Raw genomic sequence first — 19,540 nt, forward strand, 5'->3', positions numbered from 1 at the left:
ATGGGACGAGGTTTGCGCGAATGGGCATAGTATGCGCGACGCCAAGTGGTTTCGGGGAGCTAGTTTAAATTTTGCCGAGAATTTGCTTAGGTTTAAGGATACCAAACCAGCAATTGTATTTGTTTCCGAGCGTGGGCAAAGGGAGAGCATAAGCTATGCTCAATTGTGCGATGAAGTGAGCAAGGTTGCCTCCTATCTTAAATCTCTTGGCGTAGGCGTTGGCGATAAAGTAGCTGCTTACCTGCCTAACATTCCTCAAACGGTTATTGCCATGTTAGCTACGGCTAGCCTCGGGGCGGTATGGTCTTCTTGTTCGCCTGACTTCGGTCTTAGGGCGGTGCGCGATCGCTTTTCGCAAATTGATCCTAAGATTTTGTTTACGGCAGATGGGTACTTTTATAACGGCAAATTTTGCGACACCTTGCAGACGGCCTCTCAGCTTGCAAAAGAAATAACCTCGATAGAGCATACGATTGTTATCCCCTATGCTTCGCCCACCCCCGATATCTCCATGGTGCGGGATAGTTTGCAGTGGGCGGAAATACAGTCTAAGTCGCCGGGGGAAATTGAGTTTGTGCATTTGCCCTTCGACCATCCGCTCTACATATTGTATTCATCGGGAACTACGGGGGCTCCTAAGTGCATTGTGCACGGTGCTGGTGGAACTTTGATTCAGCACCTTAAGGAACTGGTGCTGCATTGCGATCTCAAGCGCAGTGATAAAATAATGTATTATACCACTTGTGGCTGGATGATGTGGAACTGGCTAGTTAGTAGCCTAGCAGTGGGAGCAACGGTTCTCTTGTATGATGGCTCGCCTTTTTACCCCGATGGCAAGGCCCTATTTGATGTCGCCGAGAGAGAAAAGCTCAGTGTCTTTGGAACTAGCGCGAAGTATATTTCTGCTGTGGAAAAGGCCGCCGTTCGACCCATAGAATCTCACGACTTGTCGGCGCTAAGGTTGATTCTTTCTACCGGAAGCCCACTATTGCCCGAAAATTTTTCCTTTGTTTATTCTAGCATCAAGCGCGATATTCATCTGGCCTCTATTTCCGGAGGAACCGATATTGTTTCCTGTTTTGCCCTAGGCAATCCAATTACTCCCGTTTATAGCGGCGAGCTGCAAACGCGGGGCTTAGGCATGAGCGTTGAAGTGTTTAACGAGGACGGTGAGTCTGTTATCCAGGAATGCGGCGAACTAGTGTGTACTAGGCCATTTCCTTCCATGCCGATATACTTTTTAAATGATCCAGAGGGGGAGAAATACCACAATGCTTATTTTAACGTATTTGACGGCGTGTGGCGCCATGGCGATTGGGCTGAGATTACGGCACATGATGGTGTGATTATCTACGGCCGCTCTGATGCCGTTCTAAATCCTGGGGGAGTGCGGATAGGAACCGCAGAAATATACCAGGAGGTGGAGCAGTTTCTCGAGATACTGGAGTGCATGGCCGTTGGGCAAGAGTGGGAAGGAAGCGAGCGCGTTATTTTATTTGTGAAACTTCGCCCCGATTTGGTTTTAAGCGATGATTTGCGGGAAAGTCTAAAAGCCCAGATAAGAAAGAATACTACTCCCCGACATGTTCCTGCAAAGATAATTCAGGTTTCCGATTTACCTAAGACATTTAACGGTAAGATAGCTGAACTTGCCGTAAAAAATGTCATGCATGGCCGAGCGGTGAAAAATCTCGACGCCTTGTCAAATCCAGAGGCATTGGAAGTTTTTAGGAATTTAGAAGCACTTAGAACCTAGCGGAGTTTTTATCATCGGCGGTCCTCGCTTTACCCAATAAGGCTCTCCTTAGCACTTGCCTAAGATAAAAAAACAATGTATATCTTCCGCCGCGGCTCAAGGTAAAGCATTCTGATTTCATTAAGTATATTTAAGTTAGAAGTAAGCCTCTCTTTAGCATTAATCGCTATAGCCTGTGGGCTCCCAAAGTATTGCTTATGTCTGCATCAGTTCAACAACTTGTCAAAGAAGCAAGAGAGTTGCTCCCGGAGCAGGGGCCGTTGCCGTATTTTGTTCACCACAATACGCTACACCACTTCGAAGATTATCATTTCCTAGAGGCGGTAAAAAAGGGGGCCATCCTAAACGATGCTTTTGCGTTTATGAGCGAGTCTTGGTATCGCAAGCAGTTTGCACGTGGCCGCATCGGAAAAGAGGAGCTTAAACAGTCGATCGAGCGTTTCTTACGCCGCCACAATAGCGCGTTGGATAGCGAGGCAGTTTTTAAACTGTTAACTTTGCCAGCAATCCCCGGCTTGCGAGTCGATTCCCGGGTGCAGGCATTTATAGCGGATACCTGTGTGGAGAAGCGCAGTTACTTTAGGGAAATTTTTAAACAGATTCGGCATGTCGACATCTCTGAGGTTATCACGCCCGTATTCTGCAAATTTTTTGCCGCCTATTTTGATTTTGGAGCAGCCTATTGGCCAATGCCTGAACGAGAGCGGGGAATTTGGCAATGTTTTGTAGCGTTGTATAGCGAGAAGCTGTTGTTTGCAGGAAGCTTCGACAGGCGCGTACGGTCAATAGTGCAAAATCTAAATGACTGTTCAGCCGCTGAGGCAATAGATCGCTTGGTTAAAGATCTCCCCATCGAAAGAAATTATCTTTCGGAATATTTTTTTCAGCTTTTGAATCGCTATAAGGGCTGGGCAGCCCTTACAAAAAGTCTGGAGGATAATCCTGAATGGATTGAGAATAAAGAAATAAAGCCAAGCCTGGAAGAAATGTTAGCGGTCTTGCTGGTCTTGGAGATTGCAGCAATTACCAAATACACTGCGTGGTCGAGTTTGCGAGTTCCTAAAGTTACACTTGTCCCGCAGTTTGAATCAGTTTTTCTTCTCAAGGCCATTGGCGTAATAGGTTTGTCTAAGGGTGAACCCATTCCAAATAATTTAAGGATACTTACGAATTTTCATCGGGAGGAAATCTGGCAGTGTGCATTTGAGGAGACCCTTTACCGCCAGTTTTTGGGAATATATCGCCATAATGCATTAAAAAGCTATCATAAGCCTGTCAAGCCTTCTTATCAGGTCTTTTTCTGTATTGATGAAAGAGAAGAATCGCTGCGCAGGTATTTGGAGCAGATTGACAAGAGCTGTGAGACGTTTGGCGTTGCAGGTCATTTTGCCCTCGATATGAATTTTAAAGGAGTCTTTGACAAACATTATCGCAAGCTTTGTCCTCCCGTAGTTCGAGCGGAGAAGTTTATTCGGGAAGAAATGATAGAATCGCCCTCCCGTCTACGCTGGCTCATCACCTATGGCGAGTTACAATGGCTTGCCAGCCTCAGCTCAAAGACACTTGTGCGTGGCGGCTTGCAGTCGATTTTACAGGGTTTATTTAATATTGTTCCCTATTCTATAGACATTATTTCGCCCGCATTTAGCGCAAAAATTAAGGAGTATTTGCGTTCTCATTTCTACAAATCGTTTCGTACTAGGTTAGTATATCAGCGAGAAGAAACCGATCGCGGATATAATCTGGAGGAGCGAATTGCTAGAGCCGAGGCGGTTTTGCGAACGGCTGGTGCAACTGGTAGTTTTGCGCCTTATGTGTTTTTTATTGCGCATGGCTCTTCGAGTTTGAATAACCCTCATGAAGCTGCTCATGACTGTGGAGCTTGTGGAGGTGGGCGTGGTGCACCTAATGCGCGGCTGTTGGCAACTATCCTAAATGAGGCAGAGGTTAGGAAGGGGCTTGGTAAACGGGGGATAACTATACCTAACGAGACAGTTTTTGTTGGGGGTTATCACAATACTTGTAACGATGAGATTATAATTTTTGATGCCCCGCTAGAAACTGATGAAAAACTTAGAGCGCATTATTCGATGCTAAAAAAAGCAGCGAGTTTAAGTTCAGCGGAACGTTGCCGAAGGTTTGACGATGTGTCGCCAAGTAAAAGTGATGAGGCGTGTTTTGAATATGTCCAAGGCCGAGCTCTAGACCTAACTCAGCCTAGGCCCGAGTACGGCCATGCTACCAATGCATTTTGCATTGTGGGACCCAGGCGCAATTCCAAAAACTTGTTTCTCGATAGGCGCGCATTTCTCGTATCTTATGATGAAGCAGTAGATCCCGACGGAGCTATCCTAAAAGGCTTACTGGGTGCTCTTGGTCCAGTGTGTGCTGGTATAAGTCTGGAATATTACTTTAGTTTTGTCGATAATGAACGCTACGGCTGTGGAACGAAGTTACCACATAATATTACGTCTTTGGTTGGAGTTATGAATGGCTACATGAGCGATCTTCAGCTTGGCCTTCCATGGCAGATGGTTGAAATTCATGAGCCAACGAGACTGCTAATGTTGGTTTGTTGCTCAAAAGAAGCAATGGAAAAGCTCTTAAGTGAAGAAGGTGGCTTTCAGCGGCTGGTTAAGAACGATTGGATATCACTAGTGGTTCACGACGAGGGGCGTAAGCAGTTATTTCGCTATGACACATCGCTATGTCCGATAGAACCATTAGCGACCGATATACCTCAATATGAGATTTTTGATAGGCGTCTTTTTGAGGAAGCGGATCACCTGCCTTTTGGAATGCTAAATTAATAAAATGGAACGACTCGTAATTGGTTATCTAACCCATTATTTTTTTCTTTCGCCTCTCATCAAACTTCTAGGCTTGTTTATCAGCTACCACCGACGGCCCGATGAAAACTTCCTTAGAGGCCTGGTGAGAATCGGTGGTTTGATAGATTTTCTCCATATTCTGTTGCCGTTGTTCCTTCTTGAAATAACGACTCCATTATCTCTCGAGTTGGAAAATTTTTGCGGTATTGGCTGGCATTTTGCCGTAAGTTGGGATTTTGGCTCCTATGTGGCACTAATCTTTAGCACCATAACTATGGGCATAGTCGGCCAATTCTCGGTTTTTTATTTGCACCGAGACGTATACCTCTACAAGTACTTCACTTTGTATTTTGTTTTTCAGCTTGCCTTAGCACTGGTGATATTTAGCGCATCTACTCAAAACATGTTTATTGGCTGGGAGCTTCTGGGAGTATCTTCGGTACTGTTAATTGCGATGTACCAGCATCGCGTGGAACCGCTAAAGAACTCCCTGCGGGTGTTGTTTATTTATAAGATTGGCGATCTAATGCTCTTTGCCCTAGTTGTCATTTTAGGCTCAGTTGGCATTCATGAATTTTCTGAACTTGGCACGGCAAACGGCGGAAAAATTGAGTGGTTGCTCGGTTTTTTTATGCTGGCTTGTTTTATTAAGTCAGGCGTTTTCCCATGGTATTGGTTGCCACGGGCCATGGAGGGGCCAACTCCATCGAGTGCGATGTTTTATGGGGGATTAGCAACGCACATTCCGGTGCTAATTATGTTAAAAATATGGCCCTCTGCTTGGACCGCGTCTCATCCTCTGCATTTAATTGGCATATTTATTTGTGTGCTGTCGGCAATTTTTTCTACTGCTATGAGTCGTCAGGCTAGCGATGCCAAGAATGCGTTGGCTTTTGCCGCTACTACTCAGTTGGCAATCATATATGTGGAAATATTTCTTGGTTTTCGCCATTTGGCGCTGATTCATTGCGTTTCGCATGGGTTTTATCGCACCTTTGAGTTTCTGCGAGCTCCCTCACTCCTTTACCTTCACCATGCTATGGAGCAAAAACTCCACGGGGTCGATCATCCCAAAAAGGTTAGCTTATTGGAGCGGTTTTTTTCGCCTGCATTTAGGAGAAAATTCTATGCCTTAAGCCTGCTGGAGTTTTGTATATTTCCTCGACAACTTCATTTTATTGATGATTTCCTGGGAATTGCAAAAACTCAATTTACGGCTAGCTCCTTGCGGCGCTATTTTACGGGTGTACTTTTTTCCTGGGTTGTTCTTGACATAGCGCTAAGTTTTTTTGAAACGCCAAAAATCGAAGGTGTGGGTATTATAGGTAGAGATGAGCTTTTCTTGGTGCTGGCGCTAGGATTTAATGTCATAGCTCGAGCCAATATCAATAAGCCAAAGCACTTCTTGCTTGCCACCTTTCTTTCAGTTGAGCTTATTCTCGGGGTGTTAACTGCTAAGCAAATCGCTGTCGTCGAGCCTTATCAGTGGTTGTTTGTGGCGCTCTTAGTAGTCTTTTTTGGCCTTACGGTGATGGATCGCAAGAATCTTGGCGATATCGAAAGTTTTCGGGCTTTTTATTCCCGGACGCCATTGACCAATAACCTCATTCTCTTAATTGGGCTGTCGATCGTAGCTGTGCCAGGCTTGGGAAATTTTTTTGTTTGGGAGTTTTTAGTTCATAGCGTTACTTCGCTTTCGCCACAGCTAGTAATACAGGCGTTTTTCATTCTTTCCCTAAATACAATTCTGATGTTTGTGTTTTACTATGTTAATTTTTTAGGGCAGCGCGAAAGATATCGCGACTTAGACATGGTCGGACGCGAATCAATTGCGGGACTTAGTATTGAAAGGGCTTATGTAAACCCCTCGGAGCCGCACAAAAAAATGGGGTGGCAGGGTCTTTCAACTGTTTTTAATAGCCGCAAGAATCTAAACAAGTCGGTTTCCGAACAGGAGACGAAAGGTTCTGATTGTAGTCAAGTAAAGCAACAGGGCAATCCCCATTACCACTGAGGGTGGCAATCAAAGCAAACTTAATCGCAAGCGCTCATCGATGCGCTCAGCTGTTCCGGGAGGGCGGTGTTTTGTTAAGGATGGAGAGGCTATTAGCCGCAAGGGCGATCAAATCTTGCTCCGAAACTCCCAAACTTCCTGCCAGTAAATAATTCTCTATCAAGCTCTTATCGAAGATGCCCGGGTCATCGGAACCTATTAATACATTCAATCCCATTTCTAACATCCTGGCCAGAGGATGTGAGGCGGTATCGGCAAGCCCTAGCGAAATATTGCTCCAAGGACATACTTCTATCGGTATTTGGGTTTCAATTAATTCGTCCACCAGAGCCTTATCTTCGAAGATGCTAATGGCATGGGCGATGCGATCGGGTCTCAAAATTTCCAAAGCTTCTTTAACGGCACTTGCTCCCGCAGTCTCTCCGGCATGCACTATGGTTTTAAAACCAAGTTTCTGGGCACGGCTAAAAGCCTCGGCAAAGGGTCTAGTTGAGTTATGGCTTTCATAGCCGGCGAGTCCTATGGCAATTACGTCTAAACCGATATCCTTGGCGTAATTAGCTAACTCGAGAGTGCGTTCGCCCCTACTAGTATCGGCATTTCGCACTATGTCAAAAATCCACTTAAAAGTAATGTTTGCTAGTTTAGCAGCCTCTTGGGCTGCAACTAATCCTCCGATGAGACTGACCAGATCAGCACCAAGAGCCTCAAAGGTGGTTGGCGTAAAGTATATCTCGCTATAAGCGATGCCCTGTTCTTGGGAGGATAAAATATAGTTATGAGCTATCGCCATGACATCCTCAGCTGATTTGATTGACTCGGATATTTTTAAGTATATGGCGATAAACTGCTCAAAACTAAAAGTCTGCGGGTATCTATTAACTAGGTTTGGTGGTGGAATAGGCCCATAGCCGCCCTTTATCTCCAGGTAGGTAGGCTTAGCAAGAGCGACATTATTCTTCTTAGCAAGCTTTCTTAGTGTCGCAAAGTCGACCGTGCCTTCTAAGTGAACGTGAAGGTCGGCTTTAGGTGTAGCTATTAGGGTTGTCGCCAGGGTCATAGAGTATTTCGTTTGAGACACAATCATAGCACTAGGACTGGAATCGCTAGAGGTAAACGCGCTTGGTCAGGCAATTATTATTTTAATCTGAGAGTTGACATATTACAAATTTCCTCGTTAATGTCTGATGATTTTAAGGCACAAGAGTTATTTGAGTTTAGCCATTCTTAACACACATTAAAATAGGCGGGATTATATGAAGTCGATAATGGCAGTGTCTCCAAATGGCACTGGCGAACATGGCGATTCGCACCTAGCCAGCATTGAACTGTCAAATGTCTCGAAGAGATTTCGCAGGGCCTCGCTTGCCAGGAAAAGCTACGACACTCTAAAAACTCGCATTCTCGATGGCTTGTTTCGGCGTTCAGGTGGTAAGGAGAACTTTTTTTGTGCGCTAGATGACATAACCGTGCGCGTTCGCTCGGGAGAATCATTGGGCGTTATAGGACGCAATGGCTCCGGGAAATCTACACTCTTAAAACTCATATCGGGCATATATCAGCCTGACAAGGGAAGTGTGTCGGTAAAGGGCAGGATATCTGCTTTGATTGAGTTAGGTGCTGGGTTCCATCCGGACTTTACGGGTCGGGAGAATATATATCTGGGGGGAGTGATGTATGGCCTTTCGCGCAAAGAGATAGACGAGCGCTTTAGCGATATAGTGCGATACGCAGAGCTAGAAGAGTTTATAGATAATCCAGTGAGAACCTATTCTTCGGGGATGTACATGCGCCTAGGGTTTAGCCTAGCCATACACACTGATCCCGACGTTCTCTTAGTGGACGAAGTTTTATCGGTAGGGGATGCTGCATTTGTGCATCGCTGCCATGAAACCATTAGTGACTTTCGCAAAAAAGGCAAGACGCTTATCTTTGTCACGCATGACCTTGAAAGCGTTCTGCGCTGGTGCGACGAAGCGATTTGGCTAGAAAAGGGCGTAGTGCGTAGTCGGGGAGAACCTCGGCAGGTTATCGATAAGTACTTAATGGCTATAGAGGAGCAAGAGACTAAGGAGCTAGAGTCGACCAATAGGGACGTGGCAGGAGAGTTAGAGAAAGCCACTGAAGGAGCTTTCTCGACAGAAAGTATTGTTAATGGCGAAAATCCTAAAGGGGGCTCTACAGATGAGACGCCTCGAGACTTTCATGCGGCAGCAGTTGGGCGTTGGGGTAATCGCGAGGTAGAAGTGGCCGAGGTAAAGATGTTAGATGCGTCACTAAGTCCTAAATGGCTCTTTCACGCAGATGAAAAGGTAACGGTAGAGGTAAGCTACAAGTATAATCAGCCGGTGGATGATTTGGTTTTTGGAATAGGAATACTGAGAGCGGATGGCCTGTGCATATTTGGCACTAATACCAAGCTCGAAAATATTGACGTGCTGCGAGATGAGTCTTTAGAGGCGCAGGATGGAGTCGCTAGCGGTGGAGGACTGTTTACTTTTAAATTTATCTTAGAAAGGCTATCTCTTTTAGATGACACTTATTTTCTAGACGTCGCTGCTCATCGCGGTGATGGCTATCCTTATGATTACCATCACTGCTTGCACAAATTTTCCGTGAGAAGTCACACTAAGTACCATGGCATCTTTAATCCGCTTCATAGGTGGGTATTCTAGAGTTATGAACCGCAATATTCGAGAGCTATGGAAATATCGCGCTTTAGTCTGGGCACTGCTATGTAGACACCTAAGTGCTAGATACAGAGGATCCGTGCTTGGATTTGTCTGGTCATTTCTAAATCCCTTGTGCCTTATAGCAGTGTATTCGTTAGTATTTAGGTTCTACATACGCTTTGACGATGTTGAGAATTACACTTTGTTCTTATTTACTGGATTATTGCCCTGGATCTGGTTTTCCAGCGGTCTTCTCGAAGCAACTAGCGCCATCTCTAGCGGTGGGAGTTTAATAACTAAGGCCATGTTCCCCGCTCACGTGTTGCCCATAGTGGCGGTGCTAACTAACCTAATGCATTTTCTCTTTGCTATACCAATTTTACTAGGATTCATGTTGGTCGTTGGCGTTAACATGAGTCCCAGTCTCATCTCTTTACCCTTAGTTATTGCCGTGGAATTGGTTTTTATCGCAGGCCTTAGTTTATTGTTATCCGCACTAAACGTCTATTACCGCGACATACAGCACATTTTGGGCAATGTGATGACGCTATTATTTTTTCTGTGTCCGATTCTCTATCCGGTAGAAAATATTCCGGCTAAATTTAGATTTACTATATATTTAAACCCACTAGCGTTATTTACTAGAATGTATCATGAGATTTTTTTAGAAGGCGTCTTCCCTGCTTGGAATTTGTTAGCTTTGGTTGCATCCATTGCCCTGCTTACATTTCTCATGGGCAACTTAGTGTTTAATAGGTATCGAGAAGGGTTTGCGGAGTTGGTATGAGGCAGATTTATCAGTTAGTTCACACGCTAAATTACGGCGACGCTATTTCCGGCGAGACGCTCGCAATAAAATCTCTATTAAATAAAATGGGCATTAGAAATGAGATCTACTCGCTTCATGCACATGAAAAGGTTATCCAGCATAGAAAACCTTGGACTGCGCTTAGAGAGGATTATAATAAAGCTCTAGGAACAGGCGAAGAAGTCATAGCCATTTTGCATTATTCGATTGCTTCGCTTTTTGACGAAGTTTTTATGGATCTATCACGAGCATTGCGAGTCGTCATTTACCATAATCTCACGCCTCCAAGATGGTTTCACAATTATAACGCTCGTGTGGAGAGGGATTTAATAGCGGCACAGGAGAAACTTGGAAATTTGTTGGCTCAGGCCGATGTGCTTCTCGCCGATTCTGAGTTTAATAGGCAGGAATTGCTGTCTGTTCAGGACCGAGAGGTGGAGGTTTTGCCTTTGTTACTCGATTTAGACAAGTGGCAAGTGGAGGCTAATGCGGGAATAGCACGCGCTATTAAGTCTTCTGCGGGCAAGAATATATTGCACGTAGGTAGAATAGCTCCCAATAAGTGCATAGAGGACATCATCAAGGCTTTTTATTTCTATCACCATAAGATTGAGCCCAATAGCCGTCTTTGGTTGGTAGGCATAGATATAGACACAGAAATATACTCCCTAGAATTGCGTCGCTTGGTAGCTAAATTGCAGCTAAAGGAGGTCGTTAACTTCGTTGGGTCAGTGGCGGACTCAGAGCTTAGGGCTTTTTATGAGAATTGTGATTTATACCTGTGCATGAGTGAGCACGAAGGATTTTGCCTCCCCTTGCTAGAGTCAATGTATTTTGGCCTGCCAGTTATTGCTTTTGATTCATGTGCTATCGGCGCGACTTTGGAAGATGGCGGAATATTGCTCGAGAGGAAAGATCCAGCTGCGGTAGCTGAACTCATGAACATATTGTTAACCGATTCGCAGCTTAGAGCAAAAGTTATTGAAGGTGGAAAAGGCCGCGCAAAGGACTTTTTACCTGATAAGTTTGCCGCACATTTTGAAAGAGTATTATTGCAAGCTATCTTTGGCAGTGAGAGCGAGTATGCAAAAAAACGGTCTTTGTAATATCGATGGCGAGAAGAGCTGTAAAACTGTGACAAAGCTAAGAATAGGGCTAGACCTGCGCGCGCAGGAAAACGGGTTTAAAGCTCATTATGGGCGTGGGACAGGTCGATATGTAAGCGAACTAGTTAGAGAACTCTTTGCGATTCAGGCAGGGAAGGAAGAACTGCCGTACGAATTCGTGCCTGCCTCGACAGAATCGCTGGGAGCCGGGAAGCTCGAACGCCGCTTATACAAGCTTGCACCTCTGGGTCGCAATACACTTGAGCAGCAAATATTGCTACCTCGACGCATCGCAAAGCAAGGGGTAAATTTGTTCCATTTCTTTTCCCACGTAGATGCTCCTAGTCGTTGTGCTGTGCCATATCTTGTTACTGTCCTAGATTTAATTCCTCTCAAGTTTCCCGAGCTATACAGTGCCAATAAGACGAACTTGCGGTTTAAATTTGCGCGCTATTTGGAACTTCAGGCAGTGCGGCAAGCTCGTGGGATTATAGCTATAAGCGAAGCCACAAAGAGCGATTTGGTCGAACTTCTTAACATCAACCCCCAGAAAATTGCCGTTACGCCTCTAGCTGTCGGAGCGAGTTTTATCGCGAGAAACATCTCCGCGTCCCGAGATGTTTTTGAGGCCGAGATTTGCCAAGCAAGAAGGGAGGTGGGCTTAGATGCAAGTAGGCCCGTTTTGCTTTACGTTGGAGGCATAGATGCTAGAAAAAATGTGACTTTTATGCTCGACGCATTTGCCCATTTGCTACGTAGCACTGATAGTGCTTCAAGACCTCAGCTACTTATGATTGGGCGCTATGTAGGCGATGATAATTATCCAAAGCTTTTGTCTCAAATTCATCACTTGAATTTGAATGATGACGTGCAACTGAGAGGTTTTGTAGATGAGGAGACCCTTATTAAGCTTTACCATGCCTCAACTCTAGTCTTGTTTCCTAGTCTATATGAAGGTTTTGGACTACCAGTACTGGAAGCTATGGCCTGTGGTGTTCCAGTTATAGCATTTCGCAATTCATCCATACCGGAGGTAGTGGGCGATAATTCAATTTTGGTGGAGAAGCCTGATAAACTGGAATGGAACACAAAGATAATTGAGATTATGGCCTCTATCGATAGACAAATTGAACTTTCCCAGCTAGGAGTCCGGCGCGCTAGACATTTTTCATGGTCTAAGACTGCTTCGATGACCATTGAGGCATACGATTATTTCTTAAAGAAATAAGCACATGTCGGCTGATATTCTAAAGACTTATCGAAGTTTTGTGGCGGACATTGCTTTAGTAATCGCGCTGGTTCTTTTGGGCCTCGGCCTGCGCTTTAATTTGCTTTATCAGATGAATGCCGTAATTGACGCGGATGAGGCCATTGTGGGCCTAATGGCAAAGCACATAGCGGAAGGCAAGCCCTGGCCAATATTTTACTACGGCCAGCACTACATGGGTAGTTTTGAGGCCATTCTTGCGGCCACCAGTTTTAAATTCCTTGGCTACTCTAGTTGGGCTCTAAAAGCTGTTCCACTGATATTTTCTGGAATTCACATTGCGTTAGTATACGTGTTGGCGCGGCATGTAACAGATCGGCGCGGAGCGACGGTTGCGAGCATTTTAACGGCTTTTGGGCCCAGTGCTCTTGTTTTGTGGAGCACGATGGCACGCGGTGGCTTTATCGAACTAGTGGTGATTGGAACATTAGCCTTAATTTTAGCGAGCCGGATAATTCTAGGCCAAAGCCTCCAAATTCCGCGACAGTTATTTTTTCTCGGCCTAGTCCTTGGCCTTGGGTGGTGGGTCAATAACCAGATAATATTTTATTTAGCCCCTATTGGCCTCGTTCTTGGCGTGTTTTTATGGTGGGCAAAGGGTTTTGTAAAAAGTTTCCAGTACGGTAGTCTGGGGATTTTTGGTTTTTTTATTGGTGGATCTCCTTTTTGGTATGCAAATTTTTTTACCAGGCCACGCTTTCAATCTTTTTTCTTGTTCGAGAGGGCATCGTTCGCAGATGTTTTATCGCATTTGAGAGGCTTTTTTGCGGAGGCACTTCCGATTATCTTTGGGGCGCGGCAGTTTTGGTCGCTTAATGATATTTTCCAAGGCAGTTCAATTTTAGTTTATGTAGTCTATGCAGTGGTTATTCTCGTCGTGGTTTGGGGTTGTAAAAGGTCGGAACAAAAATTGGTATTATGCTTGCTGCTGCTTTTTTGTTTAGGTCTGCCGGCAATTTTCTCAGCTAGCCAATTTGGCTCGCTATCTCAGGCGCCTCGGTATTTATTGCCAGCGTATTCTGTGCTGTTTGTCTTGTTTGGATCTGCCTTTTCGAGCTTGCAGAGTTTCCGCTTTTTGCCGGTTAAGCTACTTGGTTGTCTCATGTTTTTTAGCCTCTTGTTTGTAAACGCTATGTCGAATTTTGCTGGGGCTGGGGCAATACCTGGACAACCTTTTGTCTTTAAAGGTGAGAGGGTAGCTGAAGATCATTCTAAGTTATACGCCTGGCTCGATTCGCAGAACTATAGCCATATTCTTACTAATTACTGGATTGGCTATCGCGTGGCTTTTGAGACAAGGGAGCGAATTACGTTTAGCCGTTATCGCGGCCCATGGGTGCTTAGGATTCCCGAATACGAGGATTTAGCTCACGAAAGTTTTAGACCAGAAGTATATGTCTTGACAAAAACCGAAGCAGATACGGTCGTCCAGGGGTTTTCTCAGCTTGGGTACCACTTTAGGCGAACAAATTTGGGGCCGTATTCAGTGATAGACCTTGTAGAGCGCGATTTATCGCAGGGAAATGAATTACATGAGGTACGGGTTATGCCGGAACAAATAAAAACTTCAGTCGGAAATGATAAAGTTTCGGCGCTCTTAGATGCTAACTTAGGTACCCGCTGGGCCAGTGGCATGCCGCAAAATCAGGGGATGGTTATAGATATTCAAATTGCTCCAGAGAGCCCAGCTATTAGCGGAATTGATATAGATTATGGTTTCTGGCTGCACGATGCGCCTAGGGAGTTAGTGATTGAGGGTATGGATGCAGATGGCGAGTGGTGTGTGTTATTTGACACCCGCGTTGGAGAGGCGATTGATTATGTCCTGGAGAAGGAGCGCTTGTGGCAAATTAGGTTTGCTCCTATGGCAATGCGGCAGCTTAGGCTTAGCCAGCAAGGCGAAGACAATATTTTTGATTGGTCGATTGCAGAAATATCCCTCTTTGGAGTAGAAACTTCCTAGTCCTACGCATAGACAGCCGCCTTTGATGTTTGTTTACTGCAATAGATGCGTCCTCAAGATTTTTTAAAGGAGAAGTAAGATTATGGGTTTTAATTGTGGCATTGTTGGTTTGCCCAATGTCGGAAAATCTACAATTTTCAATGCACTGACATCTGCTCAGGCCGAATCGGCAAATTATCCGTTTTGTACGATAGATCCCAATACTGGGATCGTTTCTGTGCCCGATGTTAGGCTAGAAATATTGGCAAAAGTGGCCAATTCAAAGCAGATTATCCCCACTAAAATTGAGTTTGTCGATATTGCTGGTCTCGTTAAGGGAGCTTCGAAGGGAGAGGGTTTGGGGAATCAGTTTTTGGGCCACATTCGCGACGTAGACGCCATTATTCATGTGGTTAGGTGCTTTGAGGACAGCAATATAGTTCATGTTAATGGTTCAGTTTCGCCAGTTGATGATATCGAGGTGATAGAGACGGAGTTGATGCTGGCGGACTTGATGTCAGTAGAGCGACGCATTGACCGCGTGGCAAAGACGGCTAAAGGTGGCGATAAAGCGGCAATTCAGGAACTAGAGAAGTTAAATCTGGCACTGGAATGTTTACAGGCAGGAAAAATGTTAAACGGGAATGTTCCTGCCGAGAAGCTCGAGGGCTTAGGTCTACTCACTAGTAAGCCAGTTCTCTATTTGGCAAACGTTTCAGAAGATGCGCCAAATTATTGTCCTGATGAAAATACTAAAGGCTCCTTGGGCGAGCTCGTGCGATATCTCAAACGGCGACTCGGTGGTTCTACTAGCCTTCCTCTAGTAGTTGTTTCAGCTCGTGTTGAAGAGGAGATTTCGCAGCTAGATGTAGATGAGCGCAAGGCGTTTTTGGAGGAGTTAGGCATACTCAAATCAGGTTTGGATAGGCTCATTCTAGCTGGGTATAACTTGCTGAATTTAATAACGTTTTTTACGGTAGGGCCCAAGGAAACACATGCTTGGACATGTGCTAAAGGGACGACGGCGCCGCAGGCGGCTGGCAAGATTCACACTGATTTTGAGAAGGGCTTTATTAGAGCTGAGGTAATAGGTTTTGACGACTATGTTCGATATGGTGGAGAGGTTGGAGCGAAGGAGAAAGGAGCTATGCGCGTCGAGGGCAAGAGCTATCTAATGCAGGATGGAGACATTGTTCATTTCCGGTTTAACGTCTAGCTTCCTCGCTCTAATGGTTTCTTTTTTTGTTCCAAGTGTTGCGAGGCAATAATCGGTGTAAAGTTTTTTTGATTTACTATCGATTCTTCTTGCATCAAAAGTAAATAGTTGCGTAACTGACGAGTTCAGAATAAACAACTATGCATGAGCTGCACCACTTCCGACGAACGGGACTGCGCAGGCTGTAAAAAAGTGTTTGGTAAAATGTAAACTTATGTTAGTTCTTTCTCAGAGGAGATGAGGAAGGATGGACTGAGGTTCTTTACACGGTCTGAAGTGGGATGTGGTTTGTAGCTAGTTAAGTAACTATGGTGGCCTTAGAATAGTTTGTTTTTGAGTATATCTTAGGTAAGTTGATTTAGGGCCTCATAAGATTAACACGGAACAGAAAGGAAGAAAGAATTATGGCTATAGCCAAGAAGAAACCAGCTGCTAAGAAGCCAGCTGTTAAAAAAGCGCCAGCTGCTAAGAAGCCAGCGGCAAAGAAAACCACGGCTGCTAAGAAGCCAGCCGCCAAAAAGCCAGCCGCAAAGAAACCGGCTGCTAAGAAGCCAGCGGCAAAGAAGACAGCTAGTGCTACTCGTTCAGCTTCAGTGCGTCGAAAGAAACCAGCTCGACGCAAGGTAGCACCTCGCTCTGCGGCACGTAAGAAGACTGTTAAGAGCAGTGCTGTAAAGCGAGCATAAGCGTAAAGCTTCTGCTGCAAAACAAAAAAAGGGGGCTTAGTTGCCCCCTTTTTTTGTTTATAAGCGAATATTCGCTGAATTTACGAAAGAGTTGCTTGGCCTCTTTGCCAGTTACAAGGACATAACTTGTTGGTTTGTAGAGCGTCCAATACTCTAAGCACTTCAGAAGGGTTTCGCCCTACTTGGAGGTCGTTAACGGAGACATATCTAATAATGTCATTTCCATCGACGATAAACGTCGCTCGCTGAGCCACTCCTTCTTTGGGATCTAAAATGCCTAACGCCGCGCACAACTCGTGCTTTATATCTGCAAGCATTGGGAAGGGAAGTTGCTTTAGTTCTGGGTTACTTTGCCTCCATGCCAAATGCACGTATTCCGAATCGGTGCTACAACCCATTAATTGGGTACTTCTGGCGTTAAATTCGCTATTTAGATTTGCAAATTCTACTATTTCAGTAGGACATACAAATGTAAAATCTTTCGGCCAGAAAAAGTAAACTTTCCATTTATCCTGGCAATCTTCGCTTGTTATAATTTTACAAAAGTCGCTAGGATTAGTACTTATCGTTGCTTTAAGTGAAAATCGAGGAAATGCTTGTCCGACGCCTAACATATTAAGAGCTCCAAAATAGTGCAATTATTAATTAATAGTTTAATTTTGTTACAATTTGGTAATTTACCGCTGTTAGGAGCAATATTCAAGTAAAGGCACCGTTTGTAGATGATTACTGATGTTAAATCTCTAGTTGATGGAGTGCTCAGTGGCGAGCCGAGATCTCTTGCGCGAGCGATCTCGGTCATTGAAAATCATATGCCAGGCTGGGAGCAATGTCTCGAACAAATGTATTTACATAGTGGACGGGCGGAGATTTTGGGGTTTACGGGTGCGCCAGGTGTTGGCAAGTCGACTTTGGTCAATGCAGTGATGGAACAGTTGCTCAATATGGGCAAAAAAGTAGCGGTGCTTGCCATTGATCCAAGTAGCCCTTTTAGTGGAGGAGCTTTATTAGGCGATCGCATTCGCATGTCGAAGTCCATGTTGCAGAAGAATGCTTTTATTCGCTCAATGTCGACACGAGGCGCCATGGGTGGAATAGCCGCGAGTACTTGGGATGTTAGTTATGTGTTAGATGCTGCGTGCTATGATGTCATAATTATAGAAACCGTTGGGGTTGGGCAGGTTGAGGTGGATGTCATGCGAGGGGTGGATGTTTGCGTAGTTGTATTAGTTCCAGGAATGGGAGACTCCATTCAGGCTCTTAAGGCAGGAATTATAGAAATTGCCGATGTGTTTGTGATTAACAAAGCTGATCGCGATGGCGCAAATGCTTTGGAGCGAGAGCTAAACATGGTTTTAAGTTTGGCCGATTCTATGCCTAAGGTCGAGATTGTAAAAACCTGCGCCACATCTGGTCAAGGAGTAGCCGATCTATTGCGAGCGAAAGATGAGTTTAGGAAAGCTGCGGCGAGTCTGGGTCTAAAGCAAAAAAAGCGAAAAGACTTTGCACGGAGTGTGCTATTTCAACAAATGTCTAGTTTGATACTAGCCGAAATCATGGCAATTGACGCGAACGATGTGCAGATAGAAGCCGGTGTTGAAAGAATAGTAAATGAGAGAGTAGCGCCGTTAATTGTCGCTAGAGATTTAGTGGCACGCTATAAGGCGCTGTGTGGATCGAGTTTATACAATCTACAAAAAGGATTTTTGTAAATTGTATAAACAGCAAGTGCTTACGCACTTGCCAATAAACAACAAATACCGTTTCCAAAAAGTAAGTTAAATATTTTATTTTTTGGAAACGGTTTAGGAGTTTAAGTTTAAAGTAATGCATGTGAATGAGAATTATGGGAAGCATATATCAACAAGAACATAAATCCCTTCAGGAGAGCATTAGGCGTTTTTCCGAAAAGCACATAACGCCGTTTGTTAGTTCCTGGGAAGAAGCGCATGGTTTTCCCTCTGCCTTGCTGGAGAAACTCGGAGAACAGGGTTTTTTGGGCATATTGGTTGAGGAAGGCTTGGGTGGTTGTGGTGGTGATTACATTATGGCGGGAGCCTGGTGTGAAGAGTTTGGCAAAATTCCCTCTGTTGGCCTTACAACCGCTGTTAATATGCATTCGTTGGTCATTACGCCGGCATTAGCTCAGCACGGAAGTGTAGAGGCGAAAAATATTTGGCTTACCAAAGCTTTAAAGGGGCAGGCGATAGGTGCATATGCCTTTACTGAGCCAGGGGCCGGTAGCGATTTAGCGATGATAAGAACCAAAGCCGTTAAAGATGGGGATTACTTTATAATTAATGGAGCTAAGACTTTTATTACCAATGGTGCGAGGGCTAACTTCGTTTTGCTGCTTACTAGGACAGATGCGAACAGAGGCTACGGAGGCTTTACGACATTTGTAGTAGATACTAGCCTTGCAGGATTTAAGGTGACAAAGACGCTTTCTAAGATGGGGTGGCATTGTTCCGATACGGCCGAACTGGCTTTCAATGATGTCAAAGTGCATAAATCTATGATTATTGGAACCTTAAACGATGGCTGGTATATAGCGATGAAGTCTTTAGAGTGGGAAAGGTTGATGTTGGCACTAACTGCTCTCGGTGGGGCGAGAGCCTGTTTAGAGAAGACCATTTCTTATGTAAATGACCGAATTGTTTTTGGTCGACCAGTTGCAAGTTATGACAACACGAGAGAGAAGCTTGCCGTTTTTTGGAGCAAGCTTAAATCGACTGAGGCGCTTTGCCATCGCTGTTTGAAGCTGCTAAATGCCAATAAGAACTGTCGCAAGGAAGTCAGCTTAGCAAAGCTCTTTGTCTGTGAGCTTGCCATTGATATAGCGGATTCCTGTTTGCAGATGCACGGCGGTTATGGTTATACCACCGAATTTATCGTCGAACGCTGGTTAAGAGATCTTCGCTTACTCACAATTGGCGGCGGCACTAGCGAAGTAATGGCCATGGCTGCAGCAAGGGCGATGTAACGCACTGCCAGTTGATTCATTTCACTACTTTTTTATCTGACATACAGCCATGTCATGCACCATGACTGTCAAATGAAGTTTTAGTTAGAGCAGCGACTAAAAAAGTTTGGCGTAGTGAATGCTGTTTTTCACGCCGCTTCTACATCCGATCGGGTCAGCTCATGTATACCGTTTCCAAAAAGTAAGTTAAATATTTTACTTTTTGGAAACGGTATTTGTTGTTTATTGGCAAGTGCTTACGCACTTGCTGTTTATACCA

14 protein-coding genes are annotated in these 19,540 nt (G+C 44.8%); 12 read left to right on the plus strand and 2 right to left on the minus strand.

Translation table 11 applies throughout. From position 1 onward, the window contains the following. From IT291_10090 to IT291_10100, 3 genes are all read left to right on the plus strand, one after another. Nucleotides 1-1,756, plus strand: a 1,756-nt coding sequence (locus IT291_10090; GenBank protein MCC6221576.1) for an acetoacetate--CoA ligase, incomplete at its 5' end; no start/stop codon positions are given. Between the two features lie 197 nt (nucleotides 1,757-1,953). After that, a complete protein-coding gene (locus tag IT291_10095; GenBank protein MCC6221577.1) occupies nucleotides 1,954-4,566 on the plus strand; it encodes a DUF2309 family protein in 2,613 nt (870 codons plus the stop codon). Nucleotides 4,567-4,570: 4 nt separating this feature from the next. Then, nucleotides 4,571-6,601 (plus strand): hypothetical protein, encoded by a 2,031-nt coding sequence (locus IT291_10100; protein ID MCC6221578.1) that lies wholly within the window; start codon nucleotides 4,571-4,573, stop codon nucleotides 6,599-6,601. 46 nt (nucleotides 6,602-6,647) lie between these two features. Here the strand turns inward: IT291_10100 and add are convergent, their stop codons facing one another. Beyond that, nucleotides 6,648-7,661 carry an adenosine deaminase gene (gene add / locus IT291_10105; protein MCC6221579.1) on the minus strand — a complete coding sequence of 338 codons (1,014 nt, stop codon included), beginning with the start codon at nucleotides 7,659-7,661 and terminating at the stop codon, nucleotides 6,648-6,650. A 196-nt stretch (nucleotides 7,662-7,857) separates the two neighbouring features. Between add and IT291_10110 the strand changes: the two genes are divergently transcribed. The 7 genes from IT291_10110 to IT291_10140 all read left to right on the plus strand — a co-directional run bounded on the left by IT291_10110 (nucleotide 7,858) and on the right by IT291_10140 (nucleotide 16,298). Then, a complete protein-coding gene (locus IT291_10110) occupies nucleotides 7,858-9,276 on the plus strand; it encodes an ABC transporter ATP-binding protein (GenBank protein MCC6221580.1) in 1,419 nt (472 codons plus the stop codon). A 4-nt stretch (nucleotides 9,277-9,280) separates the two neighbouring features. Continuing rightward, entirely contained in the window at nucleotides 9,281-10,060 is a 780-nt protein-coding gene (locus IT291_10115) for an ABC transporter permease (protein ID MCC6221581.1), read from the plus strand. Next, complete coding sequence (locus IT291_10120) at nucleotides 10,057-11,187, plus strand: glycosyltransferase family 4 protein (GenBank protein MCC6221582.1); 1,131 nt, start codon at nucleotides 10,057-10,059, stop codon at nucleotides 11,185-11,187. Before IT291_10115 ends, IT291_10120 begins: the two co-directional genes overlap by 4 nt. Before the next feature lie 28 nt (nucleotides 11,188-11,215). Beyond that, the gene (locus IT291_10125) at nucleotides 11,216-12,415 is read left to right on the plus strand and encodes a glycosyltransferase family 4 protein (GenBank protein MCC6221583.1); all 1,200 of its coding nucleotides are present in this window, start codon (nucleotides 11,216-11,218) and stop codon (nucleotides 12,413-12,415) included. A 4-nt stretch (nucleotides 12,416-12,419) separates the two neighbouring features. Further along, a complete protein-coding gene (locus IT291_10130) occupies nucleotides 12,420-14,417 on the plus strand; it encodes a hypothetical protein (GenBank protein MCC6221584.1) in 1,998 nt (665 codons plus the stop codon). A gap of 82 nt (nucleotides 14,418-14,499) precedes the next feature. Next, nucleotides 14,500-15,612, plus strand: a complete 1,113-nt coding sequence (gene ychF / locus IT291_10135; GenBank protein ID MCC6221585.1) for a redox-regulated ATPase YchF — start codon at nucleotides 14,500-14,502, stop codon at nucleotides 15,610-15,612. Between the two features lie 410 nt (nucleotides 15,613-16,022). Beyond that, the gene (locus IT291_10140) at nucleotides 16,023-16,298 is read left to right on the plus strand and encodes a histone H1 (GenBank protein ID MCC6221586.1); all 276 of its coding nucleotides are present in this window, start codon (nucleotides 16,023-16,025) and stop codon (nucleotides 16,296-16,298) included. An 80-nt stretch (nucleotides 16,299-16,378) separates the two neighbouring features. Here IT291_10140 and IT291_10145 read toward each other — a convergent pair whose 3' ends face one another. Further along, a complete protein-coding gene (locus IT291_10145; protein ID MCC6221587.1) occupies nucleotides 16,379-16,912 on the minus strand; it encodes a peroxiredoxin in 534 nt (177 codons plus the stop codon). Between the two features lie 108 nt (nucleotides 16,913-17,020). Here IT291_10145 and meaB point away from each other — a divergent pair, with 108 nt between their 5' ends. Together meaB and IT291_10155 are read left to right on the plus strand one after the other, a co-directional pair. After that, complete coding sequence (meaB, locus tag IT291_10150; GenBank protein MCC6221588.1) at nucleotides 17,021-18,010, plus strand: methylmalonyl Co-A mutase-associated GTPase MeaB; 990 nt, start codon at nucleotides 17,021-17,023, stop codon at nucleotides 18,008-18,010. 125 nt (nucleotides 18,011-18,135) lie between these two features. Further along, the gene (locus IT291_10155) at nucleotides 18,136-19,281 is read left to right on the plus strand and encodes an acyl-CoA dehydrogenase family protein (protein MCC6221589.1); all 1,146 of its coding nucleotides are present in this window, start codon (nucleotides 18,136-18,138) and stop codon (nucleotides 19,279-19,281) included. The last annotated feature ends 259 nt before the right edge of the window (nucleotides 19,282-19,540 follow it).

This window comes from Deltaproteobacteria bacterium (assembly GCA_020845775.1).
GTDB lineage: Bacteria > Bdellovibrionota_C > UBA2361 > SZUA-149 > JADLFC01 > JADLFC01.

Coding starts and splice junctions, on each gene's coding strand:
- IT291_10095 (MCC6221577.1), top strand. CDS start 1,954: ATGTCTGCATCAGTTCAACAACTTGTCAAAGAAGCAAGAGAGTTGCTC.
- IT291_10100 (MCC6221578.1), top strand. CDS start 4,571: ATGGAACGACTCGTAATTGGTTATCTAACCCATTATTTTTTTCTTTCG.
- add (MCC6221579.1), bottom strand. CDS start 7,661: ATGACCCTGGCGACAACCCTAATAGCTACACCTAAAGCCGACCTTCAC.
- IT291_10110 (MCC6221580.1), top strand. CDS start 7,858: ATGAAGTCGATAATGGCAGTGTCTCCAAATGGCACTGGCGAACATGGC.
- IT291_10115 (MCC6221581.1), top strand. CDS start 9,281: ATGAACCGCAATATTCGAGAGCTATGGAAATATCGCGCTTTAGTCTGG.
- IT291_10120 (MCC6221582.1), top strand. CDS start 10,057: ATGAGGCAGATTTATCAGTTAGTTCACACGCTAAATTACGGCGACGCT.
- IT291_10130 (MCC6221584.1), top strand. CDS start 12,420: ATGTCGGCTGATATTCTAAAGACTTATCGAAGTTTTGTGGCGGACATT.
- ychF (MCC6221585.1), top strand. CDS start 14,500: ATGGGTTTTAATTGTGGCATTGTTGGTTTGCCCAATGTCGGAAAATCT.
- IT291_10145 (MCC6221587.1), bottom strand. CDS start 16,912: ATGTTAGGCGTCGGACAAGCATTTCCTCGATTTTCACTTAAAGCAACG.
- meaB (MCC6221588.1), top strand. CDS start 17,021: ATGATTACTGATGTTAAATCTCTAGTTGATGGAGTGCTCAGTGGCGAG.
- IT291_10155 (MCC6221589.1), top strand. CDS start 18,136: ATGAGAATTATGGGAAGCATATATCAACAAGAACATAAATCCCTTCAG.